This is a genomic window from Acidaminobacter sp. JC074, assembly GCF_022496765.1.
GTDB lineage: Bacteria > Bacillota > Clostridia > Peptostreptococcales > Acidaminobacteraceae > JABXKX01.
On record NZ_VANV01000010.1, the window covers coordinates 63,744 to 89,435 of the forward strand.

The 25,692-nt window shown below is 35.8% G+C and carries 24 protein-coding genes; 21 read left to right on the top strand and 3 right to left on the bottom strand.

Annotated features, from left to right (window positions below; translation table 11 throughout):
• Nucleotides 1-8 precede the first annotated feature (8 nt).
• The 10 genes from EZV73_RS12590 (at nucleotide 9) to galE (ending at nucleotide 9,885) form a co-directional block, all read left to right on the top strand.
• A complete protein-coding gene (locus EZV73_RS12590) occupies nucleotides 9-1,148 on the top strand; it encodes a PucR family transcriptional regulator (RefSeq protein ID WP_240840682.1) in 1,140 nt (379 codons plus the stop codon).
• Nucleotides 1,149-1,234: 86 nt separating this feature from the next.
• The gene (locus EZV73_RS12595) at nucleotides 1,235-2,110 is read left to right on the top strand and encodes a DMT family transporter (protein WP_240840683.1); all 876 of its coding nucleotides are present in this window, start codon (nucleotides 1,235-1,237) and stop codon (nucleotides 2,108-2,110) included.
• On the top strand, nucleotides 2,094-2,423 hold the full coding sequence (locus tag EZV73_RS12600) for a hypothetical protein (RefSeq protein WP_240840684.1): 330 nt from the start codon (nucleotides 2,094-2,096) through the stop codon (nucleotides 2,421-2,423). The genes EZV73_RS12595 and EZV73_RS12600 overlap by 17 nt, the downstream gene beginning before the upstream one ends.
• An 87-nt stretch (nucleotides 2,424-2,510) precedes the next feature.
• Nucleotides 2,511-3,401: a sugar phosphate nucleotidyltransferase gene (locus EZV73_RS12605; protein ID WP_240840685.1), complete on the top strand. Its 891-nt coding sequence runs from the start codon at nucleotides 2,511-2,513 to the stop codon at nucleotides 3,399-3,401.
• Between the two features lie 2 nt (nucleotides 3,402-3,403).
• On the top strand, nucleotides 3,404-4,504 hold the full coding sequence (locus EZV73_RS12610) for a phosphotransferase enzyme family protein (protein ID WP_240840686.1): 1,101 nt from the start codon (nucleotides 3,404-3,406) through the stop codon (nucleotides 4,502-4,504).
• A gap of 21 nt (nucleotides 4,505-4,525) precedes the next feature.
• Entirely contained in the window at nucleotides 4,526-5,779 is a 1,254-nt protein-coding gene (locus EZV73_RS12615; protein ID WP_240840687.1) for a sugar ABC transporter substrate-binding protein, read from the top strand.
• A 51-nt stretch (nucleotides 5,780-5,830) separates the two neighbouring features.
• The gene (locus EZV73_RS12620) at nucleotides 5,831-6,745 is read left to right on the top strand and encodes a carbohydrate ABC transporter permease (RefSeq protein ID WP_240840688.1); all 915 of its coding nucleotides are present in this window, start codon (nucleotides 5,831-5,833) and stop codon (nucleotides 6,743-6,745) included.
• Between the two features lie 8 nt (nucleotides 6,746-6,753).
• The gene (locus EZV73_RS12625) at nucleotides 6,754-7,614 is read left to right on the top strand and encodes a carbohydrate ABC transporter permease (protein WP_240840689.1); all 861 of its coding nucleotides are present in this window, start codon (nucleotides 6,754-6,756) and stop codon (nucleotides 7,612-7,614) included.
• 8 nt (nucleotides 7,615-7,622) lie between these two features.
• Complete coding sequence (locus EZV73_RS12630) at nucleotides 7,623-8,873, top strand: Gfo/Idh/MocA family protein (RefSeq protein ID WP_240840690.1); 1,251 nt, start codon at nucleotides 7,623-7,625, stop codon at nucleotides 8,871-8,873.
• 7 nt (nucleotides 8,874-8,880) lie between these two features.
• Nucleotides 8,881-9,885 carry a UDP-glucose 4-epimerase GalE gene (galE, locus tag EZV73_RS12635; protein ID WP_240840691.1) on the top strand — a complete coding sequence of 335 codons (1,005 nt, stop codon included), beginning with the start codon at nucleotides 8,881-8,883 and terminating at the stop codon, nucleotides 9,883-9,885.
• Nucleotides 9,886-9,901: 16 nt separating this feature from the next.
• Here the strand turns inward: galE and EZV73_RS12640 are convergent, their stop codons facing one another.
• Nucleotides 9,902-10,813: an AraC family transcriptional regulator gene (locus EZV73_RS12640; protein WP_240840692.1), complete on the bottom strand. Its 912-nt coding sequence runs from the start codon at nucleotides 10,811-10,813 to the stop codon at nucleotides 9,902-9,904.
• Between the two features lie 119 nt (nucleotides 10,814-10,932).
• A complete protein-coding gene (locus EZV73_RS12645) occupies nucleotides 10,933-12,732 on the bottom strand; it encodes an HD domain-containing phosphohydrolase (RefSeq protein WP_240840693.1) in 1,800 nt (599 codons plus the stop codon).
• 206 nt (nucleotides 12,733-12,938) lie between these two features.
• On the opposite strand from EZV73_RS12645, the gene EZV73_RS12650 reads away from it, so the two are divergent.
• Nucleotides 12,939-13,256, top strand: a complete 318-nt coding sequence (locus tag EZV73_RS12650) for a cupin domain-containing protein (protein WP_240840694.1) — start codon at nucleotides 12,939-12,941, stop codon at nucleotides 13,254-13,256.
• Nucleotides 13,257-13,268: 12 nt separating this feature from the next.
• On the opposite strand, the gene EZV73_RS12655 is transcribed toward EZV73_RS12650, so the two are convergent.
• The gene (locus EZV73_RS12655) at nucleotides 13,269-14,954 is read right to left on the bottom strand and encodes an ATP-binding protein (RefSeq protein WP_240840695.1); all 1,686 of its coding nucleotides are present in this window, start codon (nucleotides 14,952-14,954) and stop codon (nucleotides 13,269-13,271) included.
• A 200-nt stretch (nucleotides 14,955-15,154) separates the two neighbouring features.
• Between EZV73_RS12655 and pflB the strand changes: the two genes are divergently transcribed.
• From pflB to EZV73_RS12705, 10 genes are all read left to right on the top strand, one after another.
• Nucleotides 15,155-17,389 carry a formate C-acetyltransferase gene (gene pflB, locus EZV73_RS12660; RefSeq protein ID WP_240840696.1) on the top strand — a complete coding sequence of 745 codons (2,235 nt, stop codon included), beginning with the start codon at nucleotides 15,155-15,157 and terminating at the stop codon, nucleotides 17,387-17,389.
• A gap of 9 nt (nucleotides 17,390-17,398) precedes the next feature.
• Nucleotides 17,399-18,136, top strand: a complete 738-nt coding sequence (gene pflA, locus EZV73_RS12665; RefSeq protein ID WP_240840697.1) for a pyruvate formate-lyase-activating protein — start codon at nucleotides 17,399-17,401, stop codon at nucleotides 18,134-18,136.
• A gap of 13 nt (nucleotides 18,137-18,149) precedes the next feature.
• Nucleotides 18,150-18,869, top strand: coding sequence for a Crp/Fnr family transcriptional regulator (locus EZV73_RS12670; RefSeq protein ID WP_240840698.1), 720 nt, complete (start codon nucleotides 18,150-18,152; stop codon nucleotides 18,867-18,869).
• Nucleotides 18,870-18,937: 68 nt separating this feature from the next.
• On the top strand, nucleotides 18,938-19,387 hold the full coding sequence (locus tag EZV73_RS12675; protein WP_240840699.1) for a pyridoxamine 5'-phosphate oxidase family protein: 450 nt from the start codon (nucleotides 18,938-18,940) through the stop codon (nucleotides 19,385-19,387).
• A gap of 51 nt (nucleotides 19,388-19,438) precedes the next feature.
• Complete coding sequence (locus EZV73_RS12680; RefSeq protein WP_240840700.1) at nucleotides 19,439-19,975, top strand: TetR/AcrR family transcriptional regulator; 537 nt, start codon at nucleotides 19,439-19,441, stop codon at nucleotides 19,973-19,975.
• A gap of 60 nt (nucleotides 19,976-20,035) precedes the next feature.
• Entirely contained in the window at nucleotides 20,036-20,500 is a 465-nt protein-coding gene (locus EZV73_RS12685; RefSeq protein ID WP_240840701.1) for a GyrI-like domain-containing protein, read from the top strand.
• 13 nt (nucleotides 20,501-20,513) lie between these two features.
• A complete protein-coding gene (locus tag EZV73_RS12690; RefSeq protein WP_240840702.1) occupies nucleotides 20,514-21,212 on the top strand; it encodes a polysaccharide deacetylase family protein in 699 nt (232 codons plus the stop codon).
• Between the two features lie 145 nt (nucleotides 21,213-21,357).
• Complete coding sequence (locus tag EZV73_RS12695; RefSeq protein ID WP_240840810.1) at nucleotides 21,358-21,690, top strand: zinc ribbon domain-containing protein YjdM; 333 nt, start codon at nucleotides 21,358-21,360, stop codon at nucleotides 21,688-21,690.
• 50 nt (nucleotides 21,691-21,740) lie between these two features.
• Nucleotides 21,741-23,069 carry an amidohydrolase family protein gene (locus EZV73_RS12700; RefSeq protein WP_240840703.1) on the top strand — a complete coding sequence of 443 codons (1,329 nt, stop codon included), beginning with the start codon at nucleotides 21,741-21,743 and terminating at the stop codon, nucleotides 23,067-23,069.
• A gap of 61 nt (nucleotides 23,070-23,130) precedes the next feature.
• A complete protein-coding gene (locus tag EZV73_RS12705) occupies nucleotides 23,131-25,674 on the top strand; it encodes a cache domain-containing protein (protein ID WP_240840704.1) in 2,544 nt (847 codons plus the stop codon).
• Nucleotides 25,675-25,692: the final 18 nt, after the last annotated feature.

Here is a 25,692-nt window from a genome sequence, read left to right on the forward strand (position 1 = left end):
GGGTCTAAATGATAACAATACATGAAGTACTTAAACTAAAAAGATTCAACTCATTTCGCCTTGTTGCTGGAGCTGGTGGCCTAGAAAGAATGGTTTCAAAAGGCGGTTTTATAGACCATGAAACAGCTGAGGAAATGAGGACACTCGCTTACAAGGGTGAAATGATTTTTTCAAACTTACCTATGATAAAAGATCAACCTGAAAAAATAGCAGGATTTGTTGAGGCTTTGATTCAAGCGCAGACATCTTGTTTTGCAATAAAAACCAAGATCTTTAATGAAATACCTGAAGATGCCATACAAATAGCCAATAAACACAACTACCCATTGTTCTTGTTTGATGACACATATATAGAAGAACTTATTTTAGATATAGACGGGCTTGTAAATACACACAAGTACCTGCAAAAGCAAGTGGATATTTTAGATAAAATCATGTCCAATACCTTAGCACCTCATAATGTAAGGTTTGAAGCTTATGAACTTAACAGGTCCTTTAAGGAACATCATCTTGTTTGCATGATTAAGCCTAAGGCAAAGTCTCAATTGAGGCTGGATATTAGGTCTTGTCAAAAACTTTTAGATAAGGAACATGCTTTGTTTCCTTGGAAAGATGGCTATCTCTTAATTGTCAGTAAACATACAGATGAAATAAAGTTAGAACCCATACTTGAACTTTTAAAGTTAAATCAAAACTATACCATGGGTTTTTCTGATGTGATGAATGATTTAACTCAGTTAGGATATGCACTCAATCAAGCCCTTACATCTTTAAAGTTTGCTTGTTATAAAGATAAATCAAAAGTCCATTATGGCGATATTGGTGTTTTCCAAGTTTTATTGCCTTTACTGGATCAACCAGTTGTTTCCGATTATTATAGAAAGATGATCCAAACACTTGAGTCTTACGATGAAAAATACCAATCGGGTTTATTAGAAACAGCCATTGCCTACATCAATGGTGACGGTGATATAAAAAAGGCATCTGATATCTTGTATCAGCATCAAAATACCATAAGGTATCGAGTGAGAAAGATCAAAGATCTTCTAAACCTAGAAAGACTAGAAGGCATGCAGTATGAGAGTTTAGCCATGGCTGTTCATCTACATGAACTCAATATGAATAGAGAAAAGTTTAACCTATTGTAATTTTTGAAAAGCAATAGGCTTTTTTTTGTATTTATAGAAAAGGTTTTTCTTGAGCTTAGGCTATATAATAGTCTTGAGGTGGTTGTATGAAGAATATAAAATATGAAGCATTTTTAATAGCAGTTGTTGCTATGTGGGGACTTTCTTTTGGTCTAACAAAACCCTTGCTTGCTAACTTAGGGGTTTTTAATTTTTTAACCATTCGATTCATTGGAGGCGGTCTGTCGTTGATGTTATTACTAATGGTAACCAAAAGGTTTAATCCTAATAAATCACTTATAAAAGCAGCTGTGACATCTGGATTTTTATTATTCGCTATGTATTATTGTCATATGGAAGGCCTTAAGTATACAAGTGTTGCTAAAAACGCTTTTATCGTTGGCTCAACTGTGATTTTTATTCCAGCTGTTGTTTATATTAGAACAAGAGTTAAAACAGATAGATTAACTTGGTTTCAGACCATCATAGCTATTTTAGGTCTGGCTTTGATTACATTGAATGATTTTTCGAGTTTGAATAGGGGTGATTTTATCACCTTAATAGGAACCATTATTTTTGCTGTTTATACAGTATCCATAGAACACAATGTAAAGAAGTATGATACAGATGTATTTACTGCAGTCCAGTTGACTACAGTAGGCGTTTTTTCGAGTATCTTTATGTTTGCTTTCGAGACACCTAACTTTGATTTTACTGGCTCTGAGTGGTTGACCTTGGCATTTTTGTCACTGGTTTTGACAGGTGCATTTTTCTATTTCTTAAACATCATTCAAGGCAAGTTGTCTTCTTCAACGGTGACTTTAATATTTACTTTAGAACCATTCTTTGCTGTTATTTTTGCATGGATGCTTTTAAAAGAGGCCATTACCATGCATGTGGTTACAGGTGGTATTTTGATCATATTAAGTGTGTCTCTACCTTATCTTATGCCTAAAAGGAAGGTTGGTGAAATCAGTGGTTGAAAAAATTTCCTTTGAAATTAAAGAGATGAAGCTAGGCACAAATGTGCCTATTGTAAAACATATATATGAGTCAAGCATGCACCAGGATTCAAGAGAACATCCTCTTGTTCAACTTTGTCAGGCCATGACCAAACTCTATCCAGTAAACATGAAAGTTGACCTTAAAGATCAAGAAAAAGCATATGTAACAATGGCTTTTGACAATGATTTAGAAGAAAAGAAAGTAAGGCAATTAAGTAAGAGGTTTCAATCCTCTACAGAACAACTTTTAAAGGCCAAATTAATAAGAATTTATGAAAAGTATCCTCAGTGATACTTTTTTTGTACAATTTTTTGGCTCGATTGTGCAAAGCCATAAATGAAATCTTCCTGTATTATTTTTTACAAGAGAGGTGACCAAATGAAACCATGTTTAGTAGTAATGGCTGCTGGTATAGGCAGCAGATATGGCGGTTTAAAACAAATGGATCCAGTAGGACCCTGTGGTGAATGGATTATCGAGTATTCCATTTATGATGCCATACAAGCCGGATTTGAAAAAGTTATTTTTATCATCAGTCAATCGATAGAGGATGATTTTAAAGATATAGTTGGTAGAAAGCTTAAGGGAAAAATAGATATTGAGTATGTTGTTCAAGCTTTAGATGATGTACCTGTAGATATACCAGAAGGCAGAGTAAAACCTTGGGGAACAGCCCATGCGATTTACGCAGCAAGAAATCTTATTAAGGGCCCGTTTGCAGTCATCAATGCAGATGACTTCTATGGCAGAGATGCTTATGTAAAAGTGTTTAATCACCTATCTGATCATGACAACTTTTCACTCATCGGTTATGAGTTAAAAAATACTCTAACTGAAAATGGATCGGTTGCAAGAGGCGTATGTCAAGTTGAAAAAGGCAAGTTAATGACTATCGTTGAAAGAACACGTATAGAAAAAGCAAGCAAGGGTACGGTTTATGTAGAAGAAAACGTCACTTATGACATAGATGATTCATCCATTGTTTCTATGAATCTTTGGGGTTTCACAGAAAGACTTTTAGATGAAATAAACCTTGGTTTAAAAGACTTCTTAGTTAAGAACATGTCTATGAATCCTCTTAAATGTGAATATTTTTTACCTTATGTTGTAGATGCAATGATAAAAGAAAATAAAATTCAAGTAGATGTGATTAAAACGGATGAAAAGTGGTTTGGTGTTACTTATGCAGCAGATAAACCTTTTGTACAAGGCTCAATTGAGAGTTTGGTAGAAAAGGGTGTATATCCAAGAAATCTTTGGGAGGGATAAGTTTGAGAACAGATATAAAGGAGATATGTAGTAAGTTCAGTTTTGAAGGTCACTTCAAATCTGCTGTGGCTTATGGCGACGGACATATCAATGATACATACAAGGTAACTTATTTGGATGAGTTTGAAAATGAAAATATCTACATACTTCAAAGAGTTAACCATACCATATTTACAGAGACTGAAGTTCTAATGGAAAACATTGAAGTTGTGACATCTTATTTATCAGACATTGTTAAAGATGAAATGCAAGATGACTATCAAGTTTTAACACTTGTTAGGACTTTAGATAATCAGGCCTATTTTAAAAGTGAATTGGGTGAATTCTTTAGAGCATATATCTTTGTAAAAGATTCTATTGGTTATACTTTCACAGAAAATGTAGACCTCTTGTATGAAGCAGGAAAAGCCTTTGGTGAGTTTCAAAAGCTCTTAAAAGATTTTCCGGCAGATCGACTGGGTGAGACCATTAAGGATTTTCATCATACACCAATCAGATATGAGAAGTTTGAGAAAATTGTAAAAGACAACCCTGAAGGACTCAATCAGTCATGTTTAGATGAAATCAAATTTGTAAGAGAGAGAGTTGGCATTTTAAGTTTGATTACAGATGGCTTGGCTTCTAAGGCAATACCGCTTAGAGTCACCCACAATGATACCAAGTTAAACAATGTACTCATGGATGTAGAGACCCACAAAGGCTTGTGCGTTATTGATTTAGATACCGTTATGCCAGGTAGTGCGCTATATGATTTTGGTGATGCTATTAGGTCATGTGGTTCTACAGTTGCTGAAGATGAGGAAGATTTAGATAAGTTAGATTTCAACATGGAAAGATTTGAGGCTTTTTCTAAAGGCTTTCTATCTGTCTTGAAAGATGACTTTACAAGTAGAGAAATAGAACTACTGCCTATGGCAGCTATCTTGATGACCTTAGAGTGTGGCATTAGGTTTATAACGGACTACCTAGAAGGCGATGTCTACTTTAAGGTGCATAAGGAAAAACATAATCTAATCAGAGCAAAGAACCAATTTAGATTTGTTGAAGTTATGGAGGAGCGTTTAGAGGCAATGCAATCAGTTGTGTCTGAATGTTGCAAATAAAACATTTAAGGGGGATGAAAAATGTTTAAAAAAATGATAGCAATAACAATTGTCTTACTGATGTTAGCGGGCATGTTTGTAGGCTGTGCTAAAGAAGAGGCGAAAGATCAAGGGCCAGTAACACTTGAGTTTGCACTTTGGAACAAGGATCAAGAACCAGTCATGCAAGAGATAATAAAGGTCTTTGAAGAAAAAAATCCAGATATTAAGGTCAATGTTCAGTTAACACCTTATAAGCAGTACTGGACTAAAATGGAAACAGCTGCAACAGCTTCTTCTATGCCGGATGTCTTTTGGATGAATGGTCCTAGATTTATCAACTACGCTAAAAATGGCATGTTGATGTCTTTAGACCAAAGAATCAAATCATCTGATATTGATTTATCAAAGTACCCACAAGGTTTATTAGATTTATATACCTATAATGATCAGTTATATGGTATCGCTAAAGACTGGGATACGACAGCACTTTGGTACAACAAGGAGTTATTTGACAATGCTGGACTGGATTATCCAAGCAACGACTGGACTTGGGATGATATGATGGCAGCCGCTGAAAAGCTTACGGATGCAGACAATGGTATATATGGTACTGCTGCTGTTACAGGAGACAATCAGACTGGTTTATACAACACAATTGCAGCTGCAGGTGGTTATGTCTTATCAGATGATAGAAAATCTTCTGGATATGGCCAAGCTGAAACCGTTAAAGGTATACAAGTTTGGATGGATATGTTAGATAGTGGTGTATCACCTACAATTGAGCAGTTAACAGATACTTCTGAAAACGATATGTTTACTTCAGGAAAAGTTGCCATGTTATTTGGAGCATCGTGGAATGTAAAACCTTTCATGGAAAATGAAATGGTAAAGGACAAGCTTGATCTTGTAATGCTACCAACAATTAAGGATAAGGGTGCAGTTATTCACGGTTTAATCAACGCAGTGGCTGCAGATACCAAACACCCTGAAGAAGCTTGGAAGTTGGTAGAATTTTTAGCTAGTAAGGAAGCCAGTGATATCTGGGCGAAGTCTGGTGTTGTTATTCCATCACATGCAGATTCATTAGAGCTCTGGGTAAACTCTTATCCTGATATCAACCTACAGGCTTATGTAGATATGTTACCATATGCAAAAATGTATCCATCTGCAGAATCTAGTATGTGGGCAGACGCACAAGGCGATATTTTAAAGCAGATTTGGAATGGCCAAATTTCTGTAGAAGATGGTGCTAAAGAGATTGATACTAAAATGAATGAATTATTAGGTAAGTAATATTGTGTGGCTCTTATGAGCCACACTTCATAAAGAAGGAGGCTTATCAGTATGGTAGATACTGTAGTCACAAATAAGAAACCTCGTAAAAAGCGATTAAAGTCAGAGCATATGTGGGCATACTTGCTTATTCTGCCAACTGTATTAGGTCTTGCAATTTTTTATGTAGGGGCATTTTTTCAAAATGTATTTTATTCTTTTACCAACTTAGGATCATTTGGAAACTGGAACTTTATAGGATTTGATAACTATGTGAGAATATTTTCTGATCCAGAAGTTGCTAAAACATTATCTAATACCTTTAAATATGTTGTACTATCAGTACCACTGACAATATTTATTTCAATAGTACTTGCAGTACTTTTAAATTCTAAAATAAAGGGCATTGGTATCTATAGAACCCTTTACTTCCTACCAGCTGTTACCATGCCAGCTGCCATTGCAATGGTATGGAAATGGTTGTTTAATGGTAGTCACGGTCTTATTAATATTTTATTAGGAAGCTTTGGCATAGATGGTCCATCTTGGATTGCAGATCCTAGATTTGCCATGATTGCCTTGGTTATCGTATCAGTTTGGATGGGCGTCGGTTTCAATATGATCATCCTTTTAGCTGGACTACAAGGCATACCGAAGTCATATTACGAAGCCGCATCCATAGATGGTGCAACACCGGTTCATCAATTTTTCAAGATTACACTGCCGCTCTTATCACCTTCGATATTCTTTGTTATGATCATGTCTTTGATAAAGGCCTTCCAGGTGTTTGATTTGATCTTCTTGATGATCGGTACATCCAGTCTGGCCATTGATGAAACAAAGTCAATTGTTTACTTATTCTATAAGTATGCATTCGAGTGGCATGACAAGGGTTATGCAGCAGCTATTTCAATTGTTATCTTTGTCATTATTATGCTTGTGACAGTTGTACAGCTTAAGCTACAAAAGAAATGGGTAAACTATTAGGAGGGGATATGGAAGTAGGCGTAAAGAAGCAATCGATTTTCAAAAAAGCAAAAAACAACCGCTATAAGACCTATACGCATGTCTTTTTAATAGCTGGTTTATTGATTACCATTACACCTTTTATCTGGATGGTTTTGACTTCTCTTAAAACCTTAGGAGAGTCAACCATGGTGCCACCAACCATTTTCCCAGAAAAGGCCCAGTGGTCAAACTATGCAGATGTACAACAGACACTGCCATTTATGAAATTCTATATCAACACCTTCTTATATACATTTATAAGAACCATTGGCCAGATTATCTTTTGTTCAATGGCAGGTTATGCTTTTGCAAGGTTGGAATTTCCATTTAAGAATATTATATTTGTCGTCATGTTATCGATTCTTATGATACCAGGGCAAACATTTCTTTTACCACAGTTCATGATAATCGCTAAGTTAAAATTAACCAATACAATCACAGCTTTGGTTCTTCCAGGTTTATTCTCTGCATTCGGTACCTTCTTGATGAAGCAGTTTTTTATGCAGATACCTAAAGAACTAGAGGAAGCGGCAATACTGGATGGCTGTAATCACTTCCAAATATATTCTAGAATCATGATGCCAATCGTAAAGCCAGGTCTTACGGCTCTTGCCATCACCTGTATTCTGGATTCATGGAACCAATTGATGTGGCCTTTAATTGTTAACACTTCGGTAGATAAGATGACTTTATCTGCAGGTCTTGCATCTTTAAAGGGCGAGCACTTTGTCAATTATCCACTTAATATGGCAGGTTCAGTACTTGCAGTATTACCAATGATCGTTATATTTATTATTTTCCAAAAGCAGTTTATAGAAGGCTTAAGCCATACAGGCAGCAAGGGTTAGGAGGCAAAATGTCAAAAGTAAAAATTGCAGTAATAGGTGCAGGAGATAGAGGCAAAGACAGGTATGGTGCATATGGTCATAGCCATAAGGACACTGTTGAGTTCGTTGCTGTTGCAGAGCCAAATCCATTAAAAAGAGAAGATTTTGTCAACCAGCATCATATCTCACCAGAAAATGTATTTAGTTCATGGGAAGAGTTATTAGCAGTAGATAAACTAGCAGATGGCATCATCATAGCAACTCAAGATGATATGCACTTCGAACCGACTAAGTTGGCTCTTGAAAAAGGTTATGATGTTCTTTTAGAAAAGCCCATGTCAAATGATTTAAAAGAAACGGTTCAACTAGGAGAGCTTGCCAAGAAGTTCGACAATACATTTATGATTTGTCATGTCTTAAGATATACACCTTTCTTTGCCAAGATAAAATCCCTTATTGAAGAGGGTGTCATTGGTGAAGTCATGAGTGTTCAACATAATGAAAACATCGCTTATTACCATATGGCCCACAGTTTTGTAAGAGGCAATTGGAGAAACTCTGATGAATCTAGTCCAATCATTTTAGCCAAGTCTTGTCATGATATGGACATCGTTTTATGGCTGGTGGGTCAGCGTTGTAAGAAAATATCATCTTTTGGCAGTCTAAGCCATTTTAAAGCAGACAATCAACCTGAAGGTGCGTCTGATAGATGTTTATCATGTGGTGTTGAAGAAACATGTCCTTACAGTGCCAAGAAGCTCTATTATAAAAGACTTGGGACATGGCCAACAACAGTTGTAACAGATATTCAAACAGAAGTGGCCTTAACTGAGGCTTTAGAAAATGGTCCATACGGCAGATGCGCTTATAAGTGTGACAACAATGTCTGTGATCATCAGGTAACGATCATGGAGTTTGAAAAGGGCATCACAGCTACATTTAACTTAAGTGCTTTTACTGAAGAGCAAAATAGAACTTTGAAGATAATGGGGACTAAGGGAGAAATCAGAGGCATAGACACGAAAAACCAAATTGAAGTACGTCTTTTTGGTAATGAAGACTATACACTTATCGAACCTGAAGTTTTAACAGGCGGTCATAATGGTGGTGATACAGGTATTATGAATGACTTTGTCAGTCTTTTAAAGGGACAAGAAGGAAAGGCTCTAACATCTGCAGATGTCTCTGTTGAAAGTCATGTCATGGCTTTTGCTGCAGAACATTCAAGATTAAGTGGCAAGTCTGTTGATATCAAGTCATTCTATGATGAAATGGTTTAGGTGATCTATGATATTAGTTACAGGTGGCTTAGGTTATATAGGCAGTCATACAGTTGTTGAAATGGTCGAAAAGAATGAAGAACTCATCATCTTAGATAACCTATCTAATTCCAAACTTCAGGTACTTGATAAAATCCATTCAATTACAGAAAAAAGACCGGCATTTTACCAAGGAGATATTAGAGACCCTGACATACTTGAAAAAATATTTTCAAATCATGCTGTAGAAGCAGTTATACATTTTGCTGGTTTGAAGGCAGTGGGTGAGTCTGTTAATAAACCTATTTACTATTATGACAATAACATTACCGGTACTTTAGAAGTATTAAAGGTCATGAAAAAATACGGGTGTAAGAAGATGGTTTTCTCATCTTCAGCTACCGTTTATGGCAATAATCCACAAGTGCCTTTTAGAGAAGACTATGATTTATCAACAACCAATCCTTATGGTGCAAGCAAACGAATGATTGAAGATATTTTAAGAGACGTTTATACAGCAGACCCAGAGTGGTCCATAACGCTTTTAAGATATTTCAATCCAATTGGTGCCCATAAAAGTGGTTTGATTGGTGAAGATCCAAATGATATTCCCAATAATCTCTTACCTTATGTATCCAAGGTGGCTACAGGCGAGCTGGATTGTCTGTGTGTTTTTGGAGATGATTACAAGACGCTTGATGGTACAGGTGTTAGAGACTATATCCATGTTGTTGACCTAGCACGAGGTCATCTTAAGGCCCTTGATTATGTGAGAAATAACGCTGGTGCAGAGGCCATAAATCTCGGCACTGGCAATGGTTATTCAGTTTTACAGGTAGTTAAAGCTTATGAAAAGGCCTCTGAGAGGTCAGTAAACTATAAGATTACATCTAGAAGACCAGGTGACATCGCTTCTTGTTATGCCTGTGTTGAGAAAGCTAATAGACTGCTTGACTGGCATGCCAAGTATGACCTTAATCAAATGTGTGAAGATGCATGGCGATTTGCCTATAATGAAAATGAGAAAAAGTAAGCATTGCTTACTTTTTTTAGTGGTTGTTATCTATCAAACTCTTTACAGAGTTTGCATATTCAGACAGGGTCATGCCTGTAACGTTTTTAAAGATTCTAGAAAAATAATGAATAGAGTTGTAACCTAAAATGGCTGAAATCTCAGTAAAGTTATGGTTGTTTTCTCTAATAAGAACCTTGGCTTCTTTGATTTTAAGATGCTTGAAGTACTCCATAATACTGACATTCATATTTTCCTTGAAAAGCTTTTGAAGTGATGATTTAGAAAGTAGTGTCTGCCTGCTTATGTCATCAAGTGAAAGACTCTTATGAAGATTGTCTTTAAGAAAATTAATGATAATGTTGACCTTTTCTTCTTGAACATACTCTCTAATATCTGGAGAAGTCCTAGTGACCAGCTTCAAGTTATTTTCATTTCTGATAAGTTCGATTAACAAAAGTTCCAAATAGAGTTTAATCAACTGCTCTGAACCGAACTTACCTTTTTCTCTTCTTTGATACTTCTTCAAACTAGGATCAGCAAGATTGGAAGAGTAGGCATGTTTGGCTTCTTTTACTATTGTTCCTAAATGGACCTTTAAAGGGTTTTCTAAGGTGATAACCTTATTCTCCAAATGACTCATAGCATCAGAAAGACAGTTGAAGGCGATGACGACTAGGTTTGGCGCAACTTTGCCATCTGCACGAACAGTATGCCATTCATTGGGTTTATGAAAAATAATTTCTCCTTGTTTTAAAATAAACCTTCGATCATCTGCCATGACTTGAACCTGGCCCTTGTCAACGTAAAGAAACTCCCAAAAGTTGTGTTTTTCACCTTCAAATATATAGTTTTTAGAGTACTCGAAATAATGTACAGTCACAAGATGGTCTACATCAATGACAGTATCAAATTCCAGTAAATGAAAATCGTCTATTTTTCTATCCATAATATATCTCCTAAACAAAGTATACTTGATTCAGAGTAAGAATTAAAAGTAGAAAGTCTATAAATATGATATTGTGCAAAATATATATGAAAAAGTTAAAAGGTGAAGCTCAGCTTCACCTAGGTTTCTTTGTATTTGCTATAGACTTGTTCAATGGTTTCTCTTGCACTGAAGAATGCATCAACGACATCTGGATCGAAGTGACTGCCTTTAGATTCTAAAATAATCTTATAAGATTTCTCAAGTGAGAAAGCATCTTTATAAGGTCTTTTAGAAGTAAGCGCATCAAAGACATCTGCCAAAGCAGAAATTCTTGCTGATAGTGGAATATCCTGACCGCTTATTGCATTCGGATAGCCACGGCCATCAAATTTTTCTTGGTGACATAAGGCTATTTCTGCAGCCATTTCAAAGTAGTCTAAGTTATATTGTTCAAATCTGTCATGTATCTTTCTAAGGACCACCGAACCTTCATAAGCATGAGTTTTCATGATTTCAAACTCCTCATCAGTGAGCTTACCAGGCTTAAGAAGTATATGGTCCGGTACTGATATTTTACCGATATCATGCATAGGTGCAGTCAATTTGATGTTGGTCATAAAATCATTATCGATAAGATCTTTATACTTATCATTAGATTTTAGCTCATTTGCAATGATTTGTGCATATGATGACATTCTAATGAGGTGAAGCCTTGTTTCAGGATCTCTTGATTCAGCTAAATCAGCAAGTCCATCTGTAACAATTGCCAATAGGTCTCTAAATAAGAGTGACTTATAAAAGGCAAATGAGATGGTTGAAGATAGTGTCTCTAAAAAGCTTAGAGATGAATCGTCAAAGCCCGCTTTGTTTTCCAACTGAGCATAACCTAAATAAGCATCGTTAATTGAAATTGGCACAACAATCAAATTGTCACTCAGTTTTTCTATACTAGTATATGTATGTAACTGGTCAACATGTTCTTCGTCTAATTGATCATCTGTTATGCTGAGTTTAGAAATAACATTGGCACTGCTTTTATAGACAATTGTCATGTTGTCATAAGCAGCAAATGGTTTAAAGGATTCTTTTACATAAGTCATAATCTTATAAATAGAATCTTCAGCTAAGATTTTACTCTCGATATCTCTAATGGTAGACAAGGAATCAGCCAGATGGTTAAAGCCATCAAATAGCTCTTTAAACTCATCTTCTCTATTTCTATGTAAGCGTCTCTTGAATTGACCTCTACCCATATCTTTAAAAACTGTTTGAATTTCATCAAGTGGTTGTTTAAAATCTCTTTGCATCATATACATCATAAAGAAGAATATGAGTACAGCAATAGAAATAGAGCTTATCTGAATGATGTTACTCTGTACACGTTTTCTAGACGCTTCATCCCGACAAATCTTTGTTAAGTAATCTGAGTTTCTAATCAGTTGAAGATTAAGTTCTTCAAAATGATCAAGCTCTTCTTGGTACTTATCTATATCCTGCAAGTTTTCAGCCCTTAAAAGCCAGTCTATTGTTTGTTTGGCTTCCTGCCACTCAAGTTTTGAGGTATTGAGTGCATCATCAAAGACGACTAGGAATTCATCTCTAAATTTAAGCCTGACAATTCTTCCGTCTAAGGGATATTCCTTATCCTCAAAGGCTTGTAACATAAAATCTACTGCGCCAGAGTATTCTGTAATGGCATCTGTATTTTCACTCAGCTTTTCATTAAAACGCTCTGGATTTGCAAGTGCAATTTCGCCAGTATTAATGGTTGAAAATGTCACACGTTCTACTAAAAGTTTTTGCTTAGAGAGCAGTTCAGTGAGTACTAGATGTTGTCTTTGAGTATCTACAGCAACAAAAGCCCCTATAACAGTTGCTAATAGTGCCAAAAAGACCATGGCATAGATGCTGAGCATTTTTCCTTTAATTGTTTTCATATGTTCACCTACTTTCTATTTAATAATACTATAAAAGTATAGATAATTGTAGAACAAAGCTATTTTATTTATACACATGAAAAAGCAGGCTTACTCAAGAATAAGGCTTTTACTTATACAGCATAAGTAGACGAGATAGCTCGTGTAACTTAAGTTACCGATTAGAAAAAGGCTCTTGGGATAAAATATAGAAAAAAGGAGGCACTATGATAGAGAAAGTACATCAATATAATTTAGGGAATGAAAAAGTTGTAGAAAAATTAATAATGGAAGAGGACGTCAATGTGATTCATATGATCTTTAACAAGGGTGAAGGCCTACCAGAGCATTTTGCCAATGCCTATGTGCAAATGATTGTTATGAGAGGGACTTTATCCATTCAATTAGATGACCAGGACAATCATAAATACCAAAAGGGGACCATCCTTCAAATACCTTTTAAGACAAAGATGAATGTAAGGAATCAAGATGATGAAACGCTTGAGTTAATGGTTGTTAAAGTCTTTACAGAACAAATGAAATAGGGGCATGAGCCCCTAGTGATTAGGCAGTGTAATCTTAAAATGCACACCTTTTTTTTCGTCTAAAACAAGTTCAATGTGACCACCCAGTTGCTGATGAATGGTATTGTAGACAATGTGTAAACCTAGTCCTGTAGAACCAATGGCACGTTTTGTAGTAAAAAACGGTTGAAAGACCTTATCTGCGTTTTCACTAGAGATACCGCAGCCATTGTCTAGATAATCCAAGTAAATATTGTTTTCATCAAAGGAAGAGATGATTTCTATTTGACCAGTTTTGTCGTAAAAACCATGGGTGATGGAGTTGTTGATCAGATTGGTCATCACCTGGGCAAGACCACCCGGTATGGTTGTAATTTCTAGTTCAGGATCCATTTCGCATGTGATTTCAATGTTTTTAAGATTATAAGACTGTAAAATGGAATGTGATATATAGTCTATAAAACTTTTGAGTTTTATTTTCTTTGTCTTTTCAATGTTTTTATCAGCAGCCAGAAGCTTAAAATTATTCACCAGTGTTGATGAGCGTTTAAGATTATCTGATATTATGACAGATGAATCTTTCATAAGTTTAAGATTCTTTACCAAATCACTTTTTCTCAGCTGACTAGTGTCTAGTTTCTTGGTCGTTGAATCGATGACATTTTCAAGATAAGAGTTGGTGGTAATACTGACACCAATGGGTGTGTTGATTTCGTGTGCCACACCTGCTACAAGTTCGCCTAAAGAAGCGAGCTTTTCTTTTTCAATCAACTGTTTTTGTGTAGACTTTAGTTTTTCTAAAGATGATTCCAGCTGTAAGTTGATGTTTTGAATATGCTCAGTCCTGATGTCAACGATTTTATTTAGGTTGTGGTTGACCTTCATAATATAGTTGATGATGGCACCGAGAGCCAAAGAAAAAATAGCGCCGACAATTAAAATGGTGTAAAAGAAGACTGACTTCTTGTTGAGGCCTTCTTTGGGTTCAATGGAGATGACCCAATGTCCATTTGGTACCTGTACGGTGGTTGCAATAACATTTGGTGTAAAGTCTCTATGATTACTGTAGATGATACTTTCGCTATCATCTATATTATTGACTTGTCTTATTTCAATAAAATGCTGATCAGCAAGTCCCTCGATTCCAGCACTGTCTAAAAGGGCTTGATAACGTATGATAACAGAAAGCTGTCCCCAATAGACATTTTTATCCTCACTTGATAAAAAGACAGGCATCCTGTTGATCAAGTGAACACCACCTTCTACCAGCTCAATAGGACCCACCAACATGCTGATATTCTCATTTTTAACCTTGAGGATCTGTTCTTTTTGGCCTTCGATGGTGGCTAAATCCACACCAATACCGGATTCATTACCTTCAAGGGGATGAGAAAAGGCGATGGTTGTATCTTTGATGGCTACTAGGTGGCTGACAATGTTGTTGTTGGGATCTAACACCTTAGATACATAATTACTAAAGTCCTCTTGGTTAAGATTAGGATAGGTCTTTATAAAAGATACAACCCCTTCAGCACCACCGATACTGTAGTTAAGGGCCGTGTTGATTCTAGAAACCAAGATTTCTTCTCTGCTTTTTATTTTATTTTTTTCTTCTTCAAGATTGTTTCTGCTTTCAAAAAAAGCGACAAGGGCAAATAATGAAAATATAAACAAGGCTATGAAGAAACTTAAAAGTATCCTTTTTGTATGTCTTTTCATAATGGCTCACTTTCATTCTATTTTCCTTATACCCTGAATGAAAACTTATCATTCAAAGATTCAGACTATTACATCTATTACTGAAACTTATAATCATTAAGTTTTTTTAATGATAAGTTTTTTAAAAAAGTGACTTCAATCACATTTTTTTTTGAGATGATGATTTATACTTGCCTTGAAATCAAGAAGGAGAGGTTACTATGTGGGATAAGTTTAATAAGGGAAAATGGCAAGAAGCCATTGATGTTAGAGATTTTATTCAAGTTAATTATAAACCATATGATGGTGATGCATCATTTTTAGAAGGAAAAACAGAAAAGACTCAAGTATTATGGGATGAAGCAGAAGCGTTGATTCATGAGGAAATAAAGAAAGGCATTATCGATATTGAAACATCTTGCTTTTCTGGCATCAATAACTTCAAGCCAGGTTATTTAGACAAGGACAATGAAGTTATCGTTGGTTACCAAACTGACGCACCTTTAAAGAGAATCATGAACCCATACGGTGGTTTCAGAATGGTTGAAAACTCATTGAAGGCTTATGGTTATGAAATGGACCATTTCATGAAAGAACAATTTAAAGAGTTTAGAAAGACACATAATGAAGGTGTGTTTGATGCTTATACAGATGAAATGAAAACAGCTAGATCAGCTGGTCTTCTAACTGGTTTACCAGATGCATATGGTCGTGGAAGAATTATTGGCGACTACAGAAGAATAGCACTTTATGGTATCGACAGATTAATAGAAGAAAAGAAAAGTGATCTAGCGTCTATTGATGGATTTGATGAGTCAATTATTCGTTTAAGAGAAGAAGTTTCAAGTCAAATCAGGGCACTTAATGATATGAAAGAGATGGCAAAATCATATGGTTTTGATATTTCAAAACCAGCAGCTGATGCAAAAGAGGCTGTACAGTTTTTCTACTTTGGTTATTTAGCGGCAGTTAAAGAAAACAATGGTGCTGCCATGTCATTAGGTAGATCAACGGCATTTTTAGATATATACATTGAAAGAGATTTAGAAGCAGGTATTTTAACTGAGAAGACTGCTCAGGAATTAATTGATCAACTTGTTATCAAGTTGAGAATGGTAAGACATTTAAGAACACCAGAGTACAACGATTTATTTGCAGGTGATCCAAACTGGGTAACAGAAGCTATTGGTGGTATCGGTCTTGATGGTAGACACCATGTGACGAAAACTGCTTATAGATTCCTACACACATTAAAGACATTAAGTCCAGCACCAGAACCAAATATGACAGTTTTATGGGCAGATAAGCTACCTGAAAACTTTAAGAAGTATTGTGCAGATATGTCTATGCATACGGGTGCTATCCAATACGAAAACGATGACTTAATGAGACCACTTTATGGTGATGATTATGGTATCGCGTGTTGTGTATCTGCTATGGCAGTTGGTAAGCAGATGCAGTTCTTTGGGGCTAGAACAAATCTTGCAAAAGGTCTACTTTACGCAATTAATGGCGGCCACGACGAGTTGAAAATGGACAAGTCAGGTAATCCACTAAAGGTATTTGACTGCATCAAGACCAATACTTCTGAAGTGCTTAACTACGATGAAGTAATGACTCAATATGACATCGTATTAGAAAAGCTGGCTAAGCTTTATGTAGAGACAATGAATACCATTCACTATATGCATGATAAGTACGCTTATGAAGCTGGTCAAATGGCGCTACATAACACAGATGTTTTAAGAACTATGGCCTTTGGTGTTGCGGGTGTATCACTGGTTGCGGATTCATTAAGTGCAATTAAATACGCAAGTGTTAAGCCAATTAGAAATGAAGCGGGGGTAACAGTTGATTTTGATATTACGGGTGATTTTCCTAAGTATGGTAACGATGATGATCGTGTGGATCAAATCGCAGTGGACTTGGTTACAAAGTTTAGCGAGGCGCTAAAGAAACATCCAACTTATAGAAATGCTGAGCATACTTTATCAGTACTGACGATTACATCAAATGTTGTATATGGTAAGAAAACAGGTTCAACGCCAGATGGTAGAAAAGTAGGTGAGCCATTTGCACCAGGTGCCAACCCAATGCATGGTCGTGATGAAATGGGTGCTTTGGCATCACTTAACTCGGTAGCAAAACTACCTTATGAATCGATCTGCCAAGATGGTATTTCAAATACATTCTCAATCGTACCAAGTGCTCTTGGTAAAGAATCAAGTGATAAAATTGAAAATCTAGTAAATATTATGGACGGCTATTTTTCACAAGGCGCTTTCCATTTAAATGTTAATGTGTTAAGTCGTGAACTGTTAGAAGATGCTATGGCTAATCCAGATAAGTATCCGACTTTAACCATTCGTGTATCGGGTTATGCTGTTCACTTCAACCGATTAACGGATGAGCAAAAAAGAGAAGTTATGTTAAGAACATTCCACAAGAGTGCATAGGAGAAGTTTATGTTAAAGGGACGCGTTCATTCAATTGAAACCATGGGCATGTTTGATGGACCAGGCATCAGAACGGTATTTTTTCTTCAAGGGTGTCCATTAAGGTGCAAATATTGTCATAACCCAGATACATGGGGTCAAGGTGGCAAAGAATATTCAGTAGAGGAAATCGTCTCTTTTGCTAAACGTTATAAGCCTTATTATAAAAAAACTGGTGGTGTTACTTTTTCAGGTGGGGAAGCTTTGATGCAAGGGGAGTTTGTTCTTGAAGCCATCAAAGCTCTGAAAAAAGAAAACATCCATGTAGCCCTAGACACATCTGGGGTTGGTCAAGCCCAGTACTACAAAGACATTCTAAAACATGTGGATTTGATACTTTTAGATATTAAACACTTTGATTCAAGTGAGTATAAAGACATCACTGGCGTATCTATGAAGTTTACAAAGCCGTTTATGGATGCCCTAAAAGACTATAAAAATAAAATATGGATTCGTCATGTTATGGTTCCAGGATTTACAGATAATTATCAATCTATGAATCAGTTATTAAGTTCTGTTCATCATTGTATTAAAAACGTTGAAAAGTTTGAGATATTGCCTTATCATAAGTTAGGAGTTGATAAGTATTCTCAGCTTGGTTTAGAATATCCTTTAGGTGACTTGCCTGAAATGGATAAGACTCAAGCTGAAATGTATCAGGATTACATTATGAATCTCTTGGTGCATCAAAAGACTATTGCGGTTTAGAAAGTGGGGAACTATGCCGAAATGTATTCAGGGAAATAGAGATTGTAAGCTGTGTGAACATAAGTTTTGCATCAGCCAAATATCTTTGTTTTCTAGTCTTAGCGAAGAGGAAATGGCCCTCATAGCTTCAGAAGCAGTGACTTATAGCTACAAACGTGGTGATACTATTTTTGCCCAAGGTGAAAAAGCCAATCATCTCTACATCGTTTGTAAGGGGAAAATGAAAATAAGAAAGTACACTGTAGATGGTAAAGAGCAAATCTTATATATTCTATCAGACAGTGATTTTATTGGTGCTTTTAACTTGTTAAAAGAAGACCGATTTGATTTTACAGCTGAAGCCATTGAAGATACCGATATCTCTATGGTTTCAAAGGATGCCTTTAACTCTATATTATTAAAGAATCCTGATATTACTCTAAAGGTTTTAGAGAAAGCCTATGAGAGAATCATCAAGGTTGAAAGTCTTGTTGAAAGACTTGGCACCAATAGTGTGGATGCAAAGGTAGCAGGCTTACTTATAAATCTAGAAAGAGATTTTGGGCATAAGACACCGGAAGGGACTCTCTTAAAGTTATCTATTAACAGAGAAGAAATGGGTTCTTATGCAGGTATAGCTAGAGAAACCATGACTAGAAAGTTAAAACTCTTTCAGGAACTGGGTGTTATAAAGTTGATTGGTACCAAGCAAATACTGATTATGAATAAAGAAGCTTTAGAAGAAATGAATTGATCATTTCTTTTTTTTCTTGACAAACGAGTAGACCGGTCGTATACTAAGCTTAATTAAGGGAGGTAACAATGAAAGAAAAGTTAAGAAAAGTATATGACAATCATGAGTTATTAAGACTAGGCACCATGGATTTAGAAGGTTTTGTTAATGTTAGGTCGGTTGATTTTACATATGATCCAGAAAATTTAAGTCACATCTATTTTACAACATTTAAGGCAACCAATAAGGTTAAGGAACTGAGTCAAGACAATAGAGTTTATATTGTTATTGATAAATCTGCAGATTCTATAGAAGCCTTGTCTCAGATTAAGTATGTCAGAGGTTTAGGCAAGGCCTATGAAATTAATGAGCCTGAACAAGCGAGGAAGGCAATGGGCTTACTGCTTACTAAATATCCGTTTCTAACAGATTTACCTGGCGATCCATCTATGATGGGCTTGTATAGAATTGAACTTGAACAAGTAAAGATCACAGATAACTCTTTAGGATTTGGTCATGTAGATATTATGGATTTTTAGTTTGACGCTTGCTTAAATTTTCTCTATAATGAACTCACTGAGGTGATAAGTATGAATAAAAGAGAAACTATTTTGATGACAGCAGCCAGACAAATACATGAAAATGGCTACCATCATGTAGGTATAAAAAGCATATTGGATGAACTCCAAATACCCAAAGGTTCTTTCTATCATTTTTTTAAAAGCAAAGAAGCACTTGGCCTGGAGATTATTCAGTTTTACATTGAAGATACCAAGTCTTGTATAGCAGGTGTTGAAGACAGTTTACAGGGGCTTGAAGATTTTTTTAACATCTTCTTTAACAGACTGCGTCAGTTAGAGTTAAGACGAGGCTGCCCTGTCGGTAATCTTATCCTAGAGCTTTCTGATGACAAAGAAGTGTTTAGAGAAAAACTGAGTGAATGGTACGAACTTGTCATCACATGGGTTTCTGATATTCTAAGAAATAATGGCATTGACCAGGCAGCTATTAAAGCAAAAGCATTGTTTGCAGCTTTTGAAGGCGCTATGCTAACATCCAAAGTCAACAAAAAAGAAGAGCACTTTAATATTTTTATAGAGGTGACCTTAAAGTCAATTATTGGATAAGTATCAACTACTTATCTTTTTTTTTCTCTTTCTTAGTGATATTCTAGAAGAGGGGATCTTATGAACTACAGGATAGAGACTAAACCTTCAATGAGACTCCAGGGTCTTTCAAGAAGGATTTCAACGGACAGTGATTGTATTCAAATACCAAGATTTTGGGATGACTTCACTAAGATGCATGCATCTAAAAGCATTACAGATCACATAGGTCCATTAGGCTTGATTGGCGTTCGTTATAACAACTGCAAAGTAGGTCTTCAGTTTGACTATATGATTGGTGTAGAGGCTAATGAAGCCATTGAGGGGATAGACAGTCTGGAAATTCCTGAGTGTACATGGGCGGTATTTGAAGTCGTTGGAAAGCTGCCTGAATCCATTCAAAGTGTTTGGCAAGACATTCTAGATGATTTTTTTGTCAGGACTTTGTATGTCCATAAAGAGTTACCAGAACTTGAAATATATCCTGACGGTGATACGAGTTCTAGTTTGTATGCCTGTGAGATTTGGATTCCGATAGAAGATTAGTGATGAGGTTGAGATGAGATATTTTCCCGGTAAAAAGAAAAAGGCAGTCACTTTTTCTTATGACGATGGTATTTTACAAGACAAAAGATTTGTTGAGATTTTAAATAAGTACAAGCTTAAGGCGACCTTTAATTTGAATTATGGTTTGTTGGGTGGTGGCCAGTGGGAAGACAGAGGCCATATCATCAGGCGAATCGACAATCATGTGGTCAATGATCTATATGGTGGACATGAAATAGCCTGTCACAGTCTGACACATCCCTCTTTAGTTGAACTAGATGAGGATAGACTTGATAAGGAACTTGGTCTGGACAGAAAAGGTCTTGAAGACTTAACAGGACGTGTCATTAAAGGAATGGCCTATCCATTTGGTACCTATAATGACCTTGTGATAAAAAACATGAAAAAAAATGGTATTGTTTATGGCAGAACAGTAGAGGATACCAGAAACTTTGGATTGCCTGTCGATTTTTATAGGTGGCATCCCACATGCCATCATAACGATAAAAACATATTTTCCATAATAGATGATTTTCTAAATAAAGATTCTGATGATCTTGATCTTCTATATATATGGGGGCATTCTTATGAGTTTGACTTAGATGATAACTGGGATCATTTTGAAAAAATCGCAGAGGCTTTAAGCGGCCATGACTCTGTATGGTATGCGACTAATATGGCTATTTATGATTATATGAATCAAATAGACTAAACCTTTTATGACCTTGTATTTATGCAAGGTCTTTCTAATGAAAATATGGCTAAAAGTGTTGACTTTGGCCTTTTGTAAGCGTATATTAATGTCTGGTGGTTACCAGTGTTTAATTGACATTGATGATATAGTGGAGGAAAGAAATATGAATGAGTTACCAAGTTGTCCAAAATGCCAATCAGAGTATACCTATGAAGATGGCGCAATGATTGTCTGTCCAGAATGTGCTTACGAATGGGTGCCTGGCAGTGAATCATCTGATGAGAAAGTGATTAAAGATTCTAATGGGAATGTACTTGCAGATGGTGATACAGTCACAGTGATTAAGGATTTAAAAGTAAAAGGTGCATCATCGGTTTTAAAAAGAGGCACCAGAGTAAAGAATATCAGATTGGTTGAAGGTGACCATGACATTGATTGTAAAATTGATGGTTTTGGTGCTATGAAACTTAAATCAGAATTTGTTAAGAAAATATAGGATGAGTTCCTATTTTCTTTTTTTTAGCTTAAAATATAAGGAGGAGGTGGATGATGTTAATTGATGCACACTGTCATTTCTTTACCAAGAATATTTTAACCCAATCTTTATCAAAGCTTGAGTCCTATATGACCAGTTTAGAGAAACTGTCTAAACCTGCTTCGACCATTGGACCAAAAGAGCTTCAAAAGTACAGAGACCAAGTCTTTGAATTTGCAAATCATGCCATAGAAAAAACACCACTTGAAATGTATGAAACAATGAAAGAAGCTTATGGTCAAGATTTTATTGCAGTGCCTTTGATGCTAGATTTTTCTTATACCTTTATAGCACCTAAAGACAAGGTCTTAGATCAAAAAAAATCCTTGTTAAACTCAATGAAATCCATGTCTGAAAAACAAAGAGAAAAAGGTTTGATTGAGTGGATGGATGATTTGGCCAAGTCCATTGAAGATAAAATTGATTATTATGATCGGTCTGTTATTGGGGTGGATGTTTTTAAGAATGCCTATGAAGAACAGATAAAAGATTTAACCAGACTAAAAAAAGAAAGACCGGATAGAGTTTATCCCTTCTTTTCCATAGATCCTAGACGAAATGATGAGTTTGATCAAGGGATACTGGGTGAGATAAAAAAGTATATAGGTAGAGACAAGCCTTTTACAGGGCTTAAACTTTATACCTCTTTAGGCTATTCGCCGACTCACCCCATATTATATGATGATTCTAGTGGGGAATCGGTTTATGGCTACTGTGAAAAACACCAGATTCCAATTACTATACATGCATCATTAGAAGGTTTTTCTCATATGCTAGATAAGAGCCTTGTAGAAGGTGATATTTATTATGGTCCATCAGGTAAAGCCATTCCATCTCATCATGCCTATAAGGATGGTATTGTTGATTATAGAAATAACTTTACCAGTATGTCATTTTCGGAGTTAACACAGGAAAGACTGCTTTTACTCAACCATCCAAACATTTGGAGAAAAGTACTCACAAAGTATCCAAATTTAAAGCTTAATATGGCTCATTTTGGTGGCATCATTCAAATGTGTAAATTCTTAAAGGGCAATCAAACAGGTTTTTATGCACCTGAAATCATAGATTTGATGAAAGAGTTTCCAAATGTCTATACAGATTTGTCTTGTTTGTATAATTACGAGAAAAAGGACCTTTATATGGAGGAAATATATGAAAAAATATATGAGCCTCTACCAGAACATATTAAAGACAGGGTCATGTATGGTAGTGACTACTATATGTTGATATTATTTGACACCCCTCTGGACAATTATATTCAAGGATTCAGACAGGCATTTGGTCCTGAATTTAAAAGAATTTCTGAAGAAAATCCAAAACGATTTTTGTTTGATTAAAGCATAATTTTTATGCTTTTTTTTTTCGTGTCTGGGTATAAATGGACAAAGGAGTCTATTTATGTTCAAATCACTTAAATCCAGATTTATTGGCGCAACTATTTTCGCAATTATATTAACCATTTTAATATTAACAACTATTTTTTCTAATACTGCAACTGGTGAGTTGGAGAACATTCTTGAGTCCAATGCCAAAAAGAATGTGGTCTTTACAAAAAATTATATTACAACCCAGTACAACAACATAGTTAGCTTTGAAGCCATGTTAAAAGAGAGTAAGAAGCATGAGTTAAAAAGTGCAACAGATGTAGTAGAAGCAGAATTAAGATTGGTATACAAGGATTATGAGGAAGGGCTTTATACAGAAGATGAGGTTAAAGCATCGATTTTATCTATTGTAGCAAAAGCCAGATACAATGATGATAAGTCTTATTTTTGGATACATGAACTAACTGATGACGTGCCTACCATGATTGCCTATCCAGAAAATCCAAGTCTTAGTAACACAAGCTTGGATCACTTTTCTTATAAGTCTGTTGTTAAGACAAATGAAAATTTATTTATGCATGCCAATGATCTTGTTAAAGAACATGGTGAGGGTTATATAGAATATTATTGGTACACAGATACACAAGTTGAGAAGGTGGCATATGTCCGCTCGCTTGATATGTTCGACTGGGTGATTGGTACCAGCTATAGTAAAGAAGAAATAGACATTCAAACAATGAACTTACTAGATTATGCCGTTGAGGAGCTTAAAAGTATATCTGACTCGATGCTAACCGAAGAAGGCTACTTTTTTATTTTTAACTCAGATATGGATATTCTTATTCATCCCAATGCCTTTGTCGTAGACAGTGAAGAAGATGAGCACTTGATGAGAAGCATGATGGCAGTTTCTGATATTGAAGATGAGTACTTATCTTATACATGGGATCATCCTGAAGACAAGGGCAACTACATTTATGATAAGAAGGCTTATGTATCTTATTTCAAACCCCTTGATTGGTATATAGTTTCAACGTTTTATGAGGATATCACAAGGCGTCCAATCAGAAGAATCATTAATATTGTTGTTGTGACCACTCTCGTGGTATCCCTCATCAGTGGCTTAATTGCCTATTTGATTGGGGCAAGTGTCACTAGGCCACTAAGAATACTTATAGAAAAGATATCTCATATCAATTATGAATACCTACCAGAAAAAATAGATGTTCAGGGTTCGACGGAGGTTATGAAGTTAACAGATTCTATGAACAATATGATTGAGAACATTCATAATTCAAGAAAGGATATATTAGATACCCATGCAAGGCTTCAGGGCATACTGGATTCTGCAACTAAGATGGCCATTATCACAACAGACCTAAAGGGGCTTATTACTTCCTTCAACATTGGTGCTGAAAACTTACTAGGCTATAGTCATGAAGAAGCTGTTAATAAACTTTCAGTACTGAGTCTGCATTTGAGGTCAGAGATAAATACCAGGTGTGAAGAGCTTTCTGAGAAGTACAATAAAGAAGTTGCTGATTTTTATGCATTTATCACTGAAGTTGATGAGACCGGTTATGATGAAAGAGAATGGACATTTATTAAAAAAGATGGCTCTCATATTGTCTGTAATCTTGTTGTTACTAGAGTGGAAGACGGTAATGGAAATGGTGTAGGTTATTTAGGTATAGCAACAGATATTACCAGCAAAAAAGAGACAGAGGAAAAACTTCAAAATCGTACCCTTGAGCTGAAGAACGCCGTAAGAAATCTGATTGCTCATGAAGAACACTTAGAAGATATGGTCAGAGAGAGAACAAAGAAATTGGAGGTTTCTATCAGAACCTTACAGGATACTCAAAACCAACTGATAGAGTCAGAAAAAATGGCTTTACTGGGGTCTTTAGTAGCCGGTGTAGCGCATGAAATCAACACACCAGTTGGTATTGGTGTCACCTTATCATCGAGTTTAACAGACAGAACAGAAAAGATTAAACTGCTTCTTGATGATGGTAAGCTGACTAGAAAACAGATTGATGATTATGTGGAGCTTATGAGTGAAATCGGTAAGATGCTTTCACGATCTATGAAACAAGCTGCAGATTTGGTGCAAAGTTTTAAGTTGGTTGCTGTGGATCAGTCGGTTGAGAACAAGAGACAGTTTGAACTCAACGATTATGTTCATGAGATACTCAACAGCTTTGGTTCAAAGTTTGATAGGGCCAATATAGACATCGACGTACACTCAAAGGAGCAAATTATCCTTAATTCTTATCCAGGTACCTTTTATCAGATCATCACCAATCTTTTGATGAACTCCTTAAAACATGGATTTGATGGTCTGACTAGGGGCCATATTGATATCTATCTTGATCAGGATGATGAAGCCTATCATATCAGCTATCAGGACGATGGTGTTGGTATAGAAGTTGAAGAACTAGATAAAATTTTTGAACCTTTCTATACCACTAAACGACATGAAGGTGGTACAGGTTTAGGTTTGAACATAGTCAACAACTTGGTTATTCAAAAACTTAAAGGGAAAATAGTGACAGAATCGAAAGTCGGTCAAGGTGTATTGTTTAAAATTACCATACCAAGACAAGAAGTTTAGATATTAGCTTTCAAGATT

What these genes read in the sequence shown, in the direction of transcription:
- EZV73_RS12590 (WP_240840682.1), top strand. Translation starts at nt 9, where the DNA reads ATGATAACAATACATGAAGTACTTAAACTAAAAAGATTCAACTCATTT.
- EZV73_RS12595 (WP_240840683.1), top strand. Translation starts at nt 1,235, where the DNA reads ATGAAGAATATAAAATATGAAGCATTTTTAATAGCAGTTGTTGCTATG.
- EZV73_RS12605 (WP_240840685.1), top strand. Translation starts at nt 2,511, where the DNA reads ATGAAACCATGTTTAGTAGTAATGGCTGCTGGTATAGGCAGCAGATAT.
- EZV73_RS12615 (WP_240840687.1), top strand. Translation starts at nt 4,526, where the DNA reads ATGTTTAAAAAAATGATAGCAATAACAATTGTCTTACTGATGTTAGCG.
- EZV73_RS12620 (WP_240840688.1), top strand. Translation starts at nt 5,831, where the DNA reads ATGGTAGATACTGTAGTCACAAATAAGAAACCTCGTAAAAAGCGATTA.
- EZV73_RS12625 (WP_240840689.1), top strand. Translation starts at nt 6,754, where the DNA reads ATGGAAGTAGGCGTAAAGAAGCAATCGATTTTCAAAAAAGCAAAAAAC.
- EZV73_RS12630 (WP_240840690.1), top strand. Translation starts at nt 7,623, where the DNA reads ATGTCAAAAGTAAAAATTGCAGTAATAGGTGCAGGAGATAGAGGCAAA.
- galE (WP_240840691.1), top strand. Translation starts at nt 8,881, where the DNA reads ATGATATTAGTTACAGGTGGCTTAGGTTATATAGGCAGTCATACAGTT.
- EZV73_RS12640 (WP_240840692.1), bottom strand. Translation starts at nt 10,813, where the DNA reads ATGGATAGAAAAATAGACGATTTTCATTTACTGGAATTTGATACTGTC.
- EZV73_RS12645 (WP_240840693.1), bottom strand. Translation starts at nt 12,732, where the DNA reads ATGAAAACAATTAAAGGAAAAATGCTCAGCATCTATGCCATGGTCTTT.
- EZV73_RS12650 (WP_240840694.1), top strand. Translation starts at nt 12,939, where the DNA reads ATGATAGAGAAAGTACATCAATATAATTTAGGGAATGAAAAAGTTGTA.
- EZV73_RS12655 (WP_240840695.1), bottom strand. Translation starts at nt 14,954, where the DNA reads ATGAAAAGACATACAAAAAGGATACTTTTAAGTTTCTTCATAGCCTTG.
- pflB (WP_240840696.1), top strand. Translation starts at nt 15,155, where the DNA reads ATGTGGGATAAGTTTAATAAGGGAAAATGGCAAGAAGCCATTGATGTT.
- pflA (WP_240840697.1), top strand. Translation starts at nt 17,399, where the DNA reads ATGTTAAAGGGACGCGTTCATTCAATTGAAACCATGGGCATGTTTGAT.
- EZV73_RS12670 (WP_240840698.1), top strand. Translation starts at nt 18,150, where the DNA reads ATGCCGAAATGTATTCAGGGAAATAGAGATTGTAAGCTGTGTGAACAT.
- EZV73_RS12675 (WP_240840699.1), top strand. Translation starts at nt 18,938, where the DNA reads ATGAAAGAAAAGTTAAGAAAAGTATATGACAATCATGAGTTATTAAGA.
- EZV73_RS12680 (WP_240840700.1), top strand. Translation starts at nt 19,439, where the DNA reads ATGAATAAAAGAGAAACTATTTTGATGACAGCAGCCAGACAAATACAT.
- EZV73_RS12685 (WP_240840701.1), top strand. Translation starts at nt 20,036, where the DNA reads ATGAACTACAGGATAGAGACTAAACCTTCAATGAGACTCCAGGGTCTT.
- EZV73_RS12690 (WP_240840702.1), top strand. Translation starts at nt 20,514, where the DNA reads ATGAGATATTTTCCCGGTAAAAAGAAAAAGGCAGTCACTTTTTCTTAT.
- EZV73_RS12695 (WP_240840810.1), top strand. Translation starts at nt 21,358, where the DNA reads ATGAATGAGTTACCAAGTTGTCCAAAATGCCAATCAGAGTATACCTAT.
- EZV73_RS12700 (WP_240840703.1), top strand. Translation starts at nt 21,741, where the DNA reads ATGATGTTAATTGATGCACACTGTCATTTCTTTACCAAGAATATTTTA.
- EZV73_RS12705 (WP_240840704.1), top strand. Translation starts at nt 23,131, where the DNA reads ATGTTCAAATCACTTAAATCCAGATTTATTGGCGCAACTATTTTCGCA.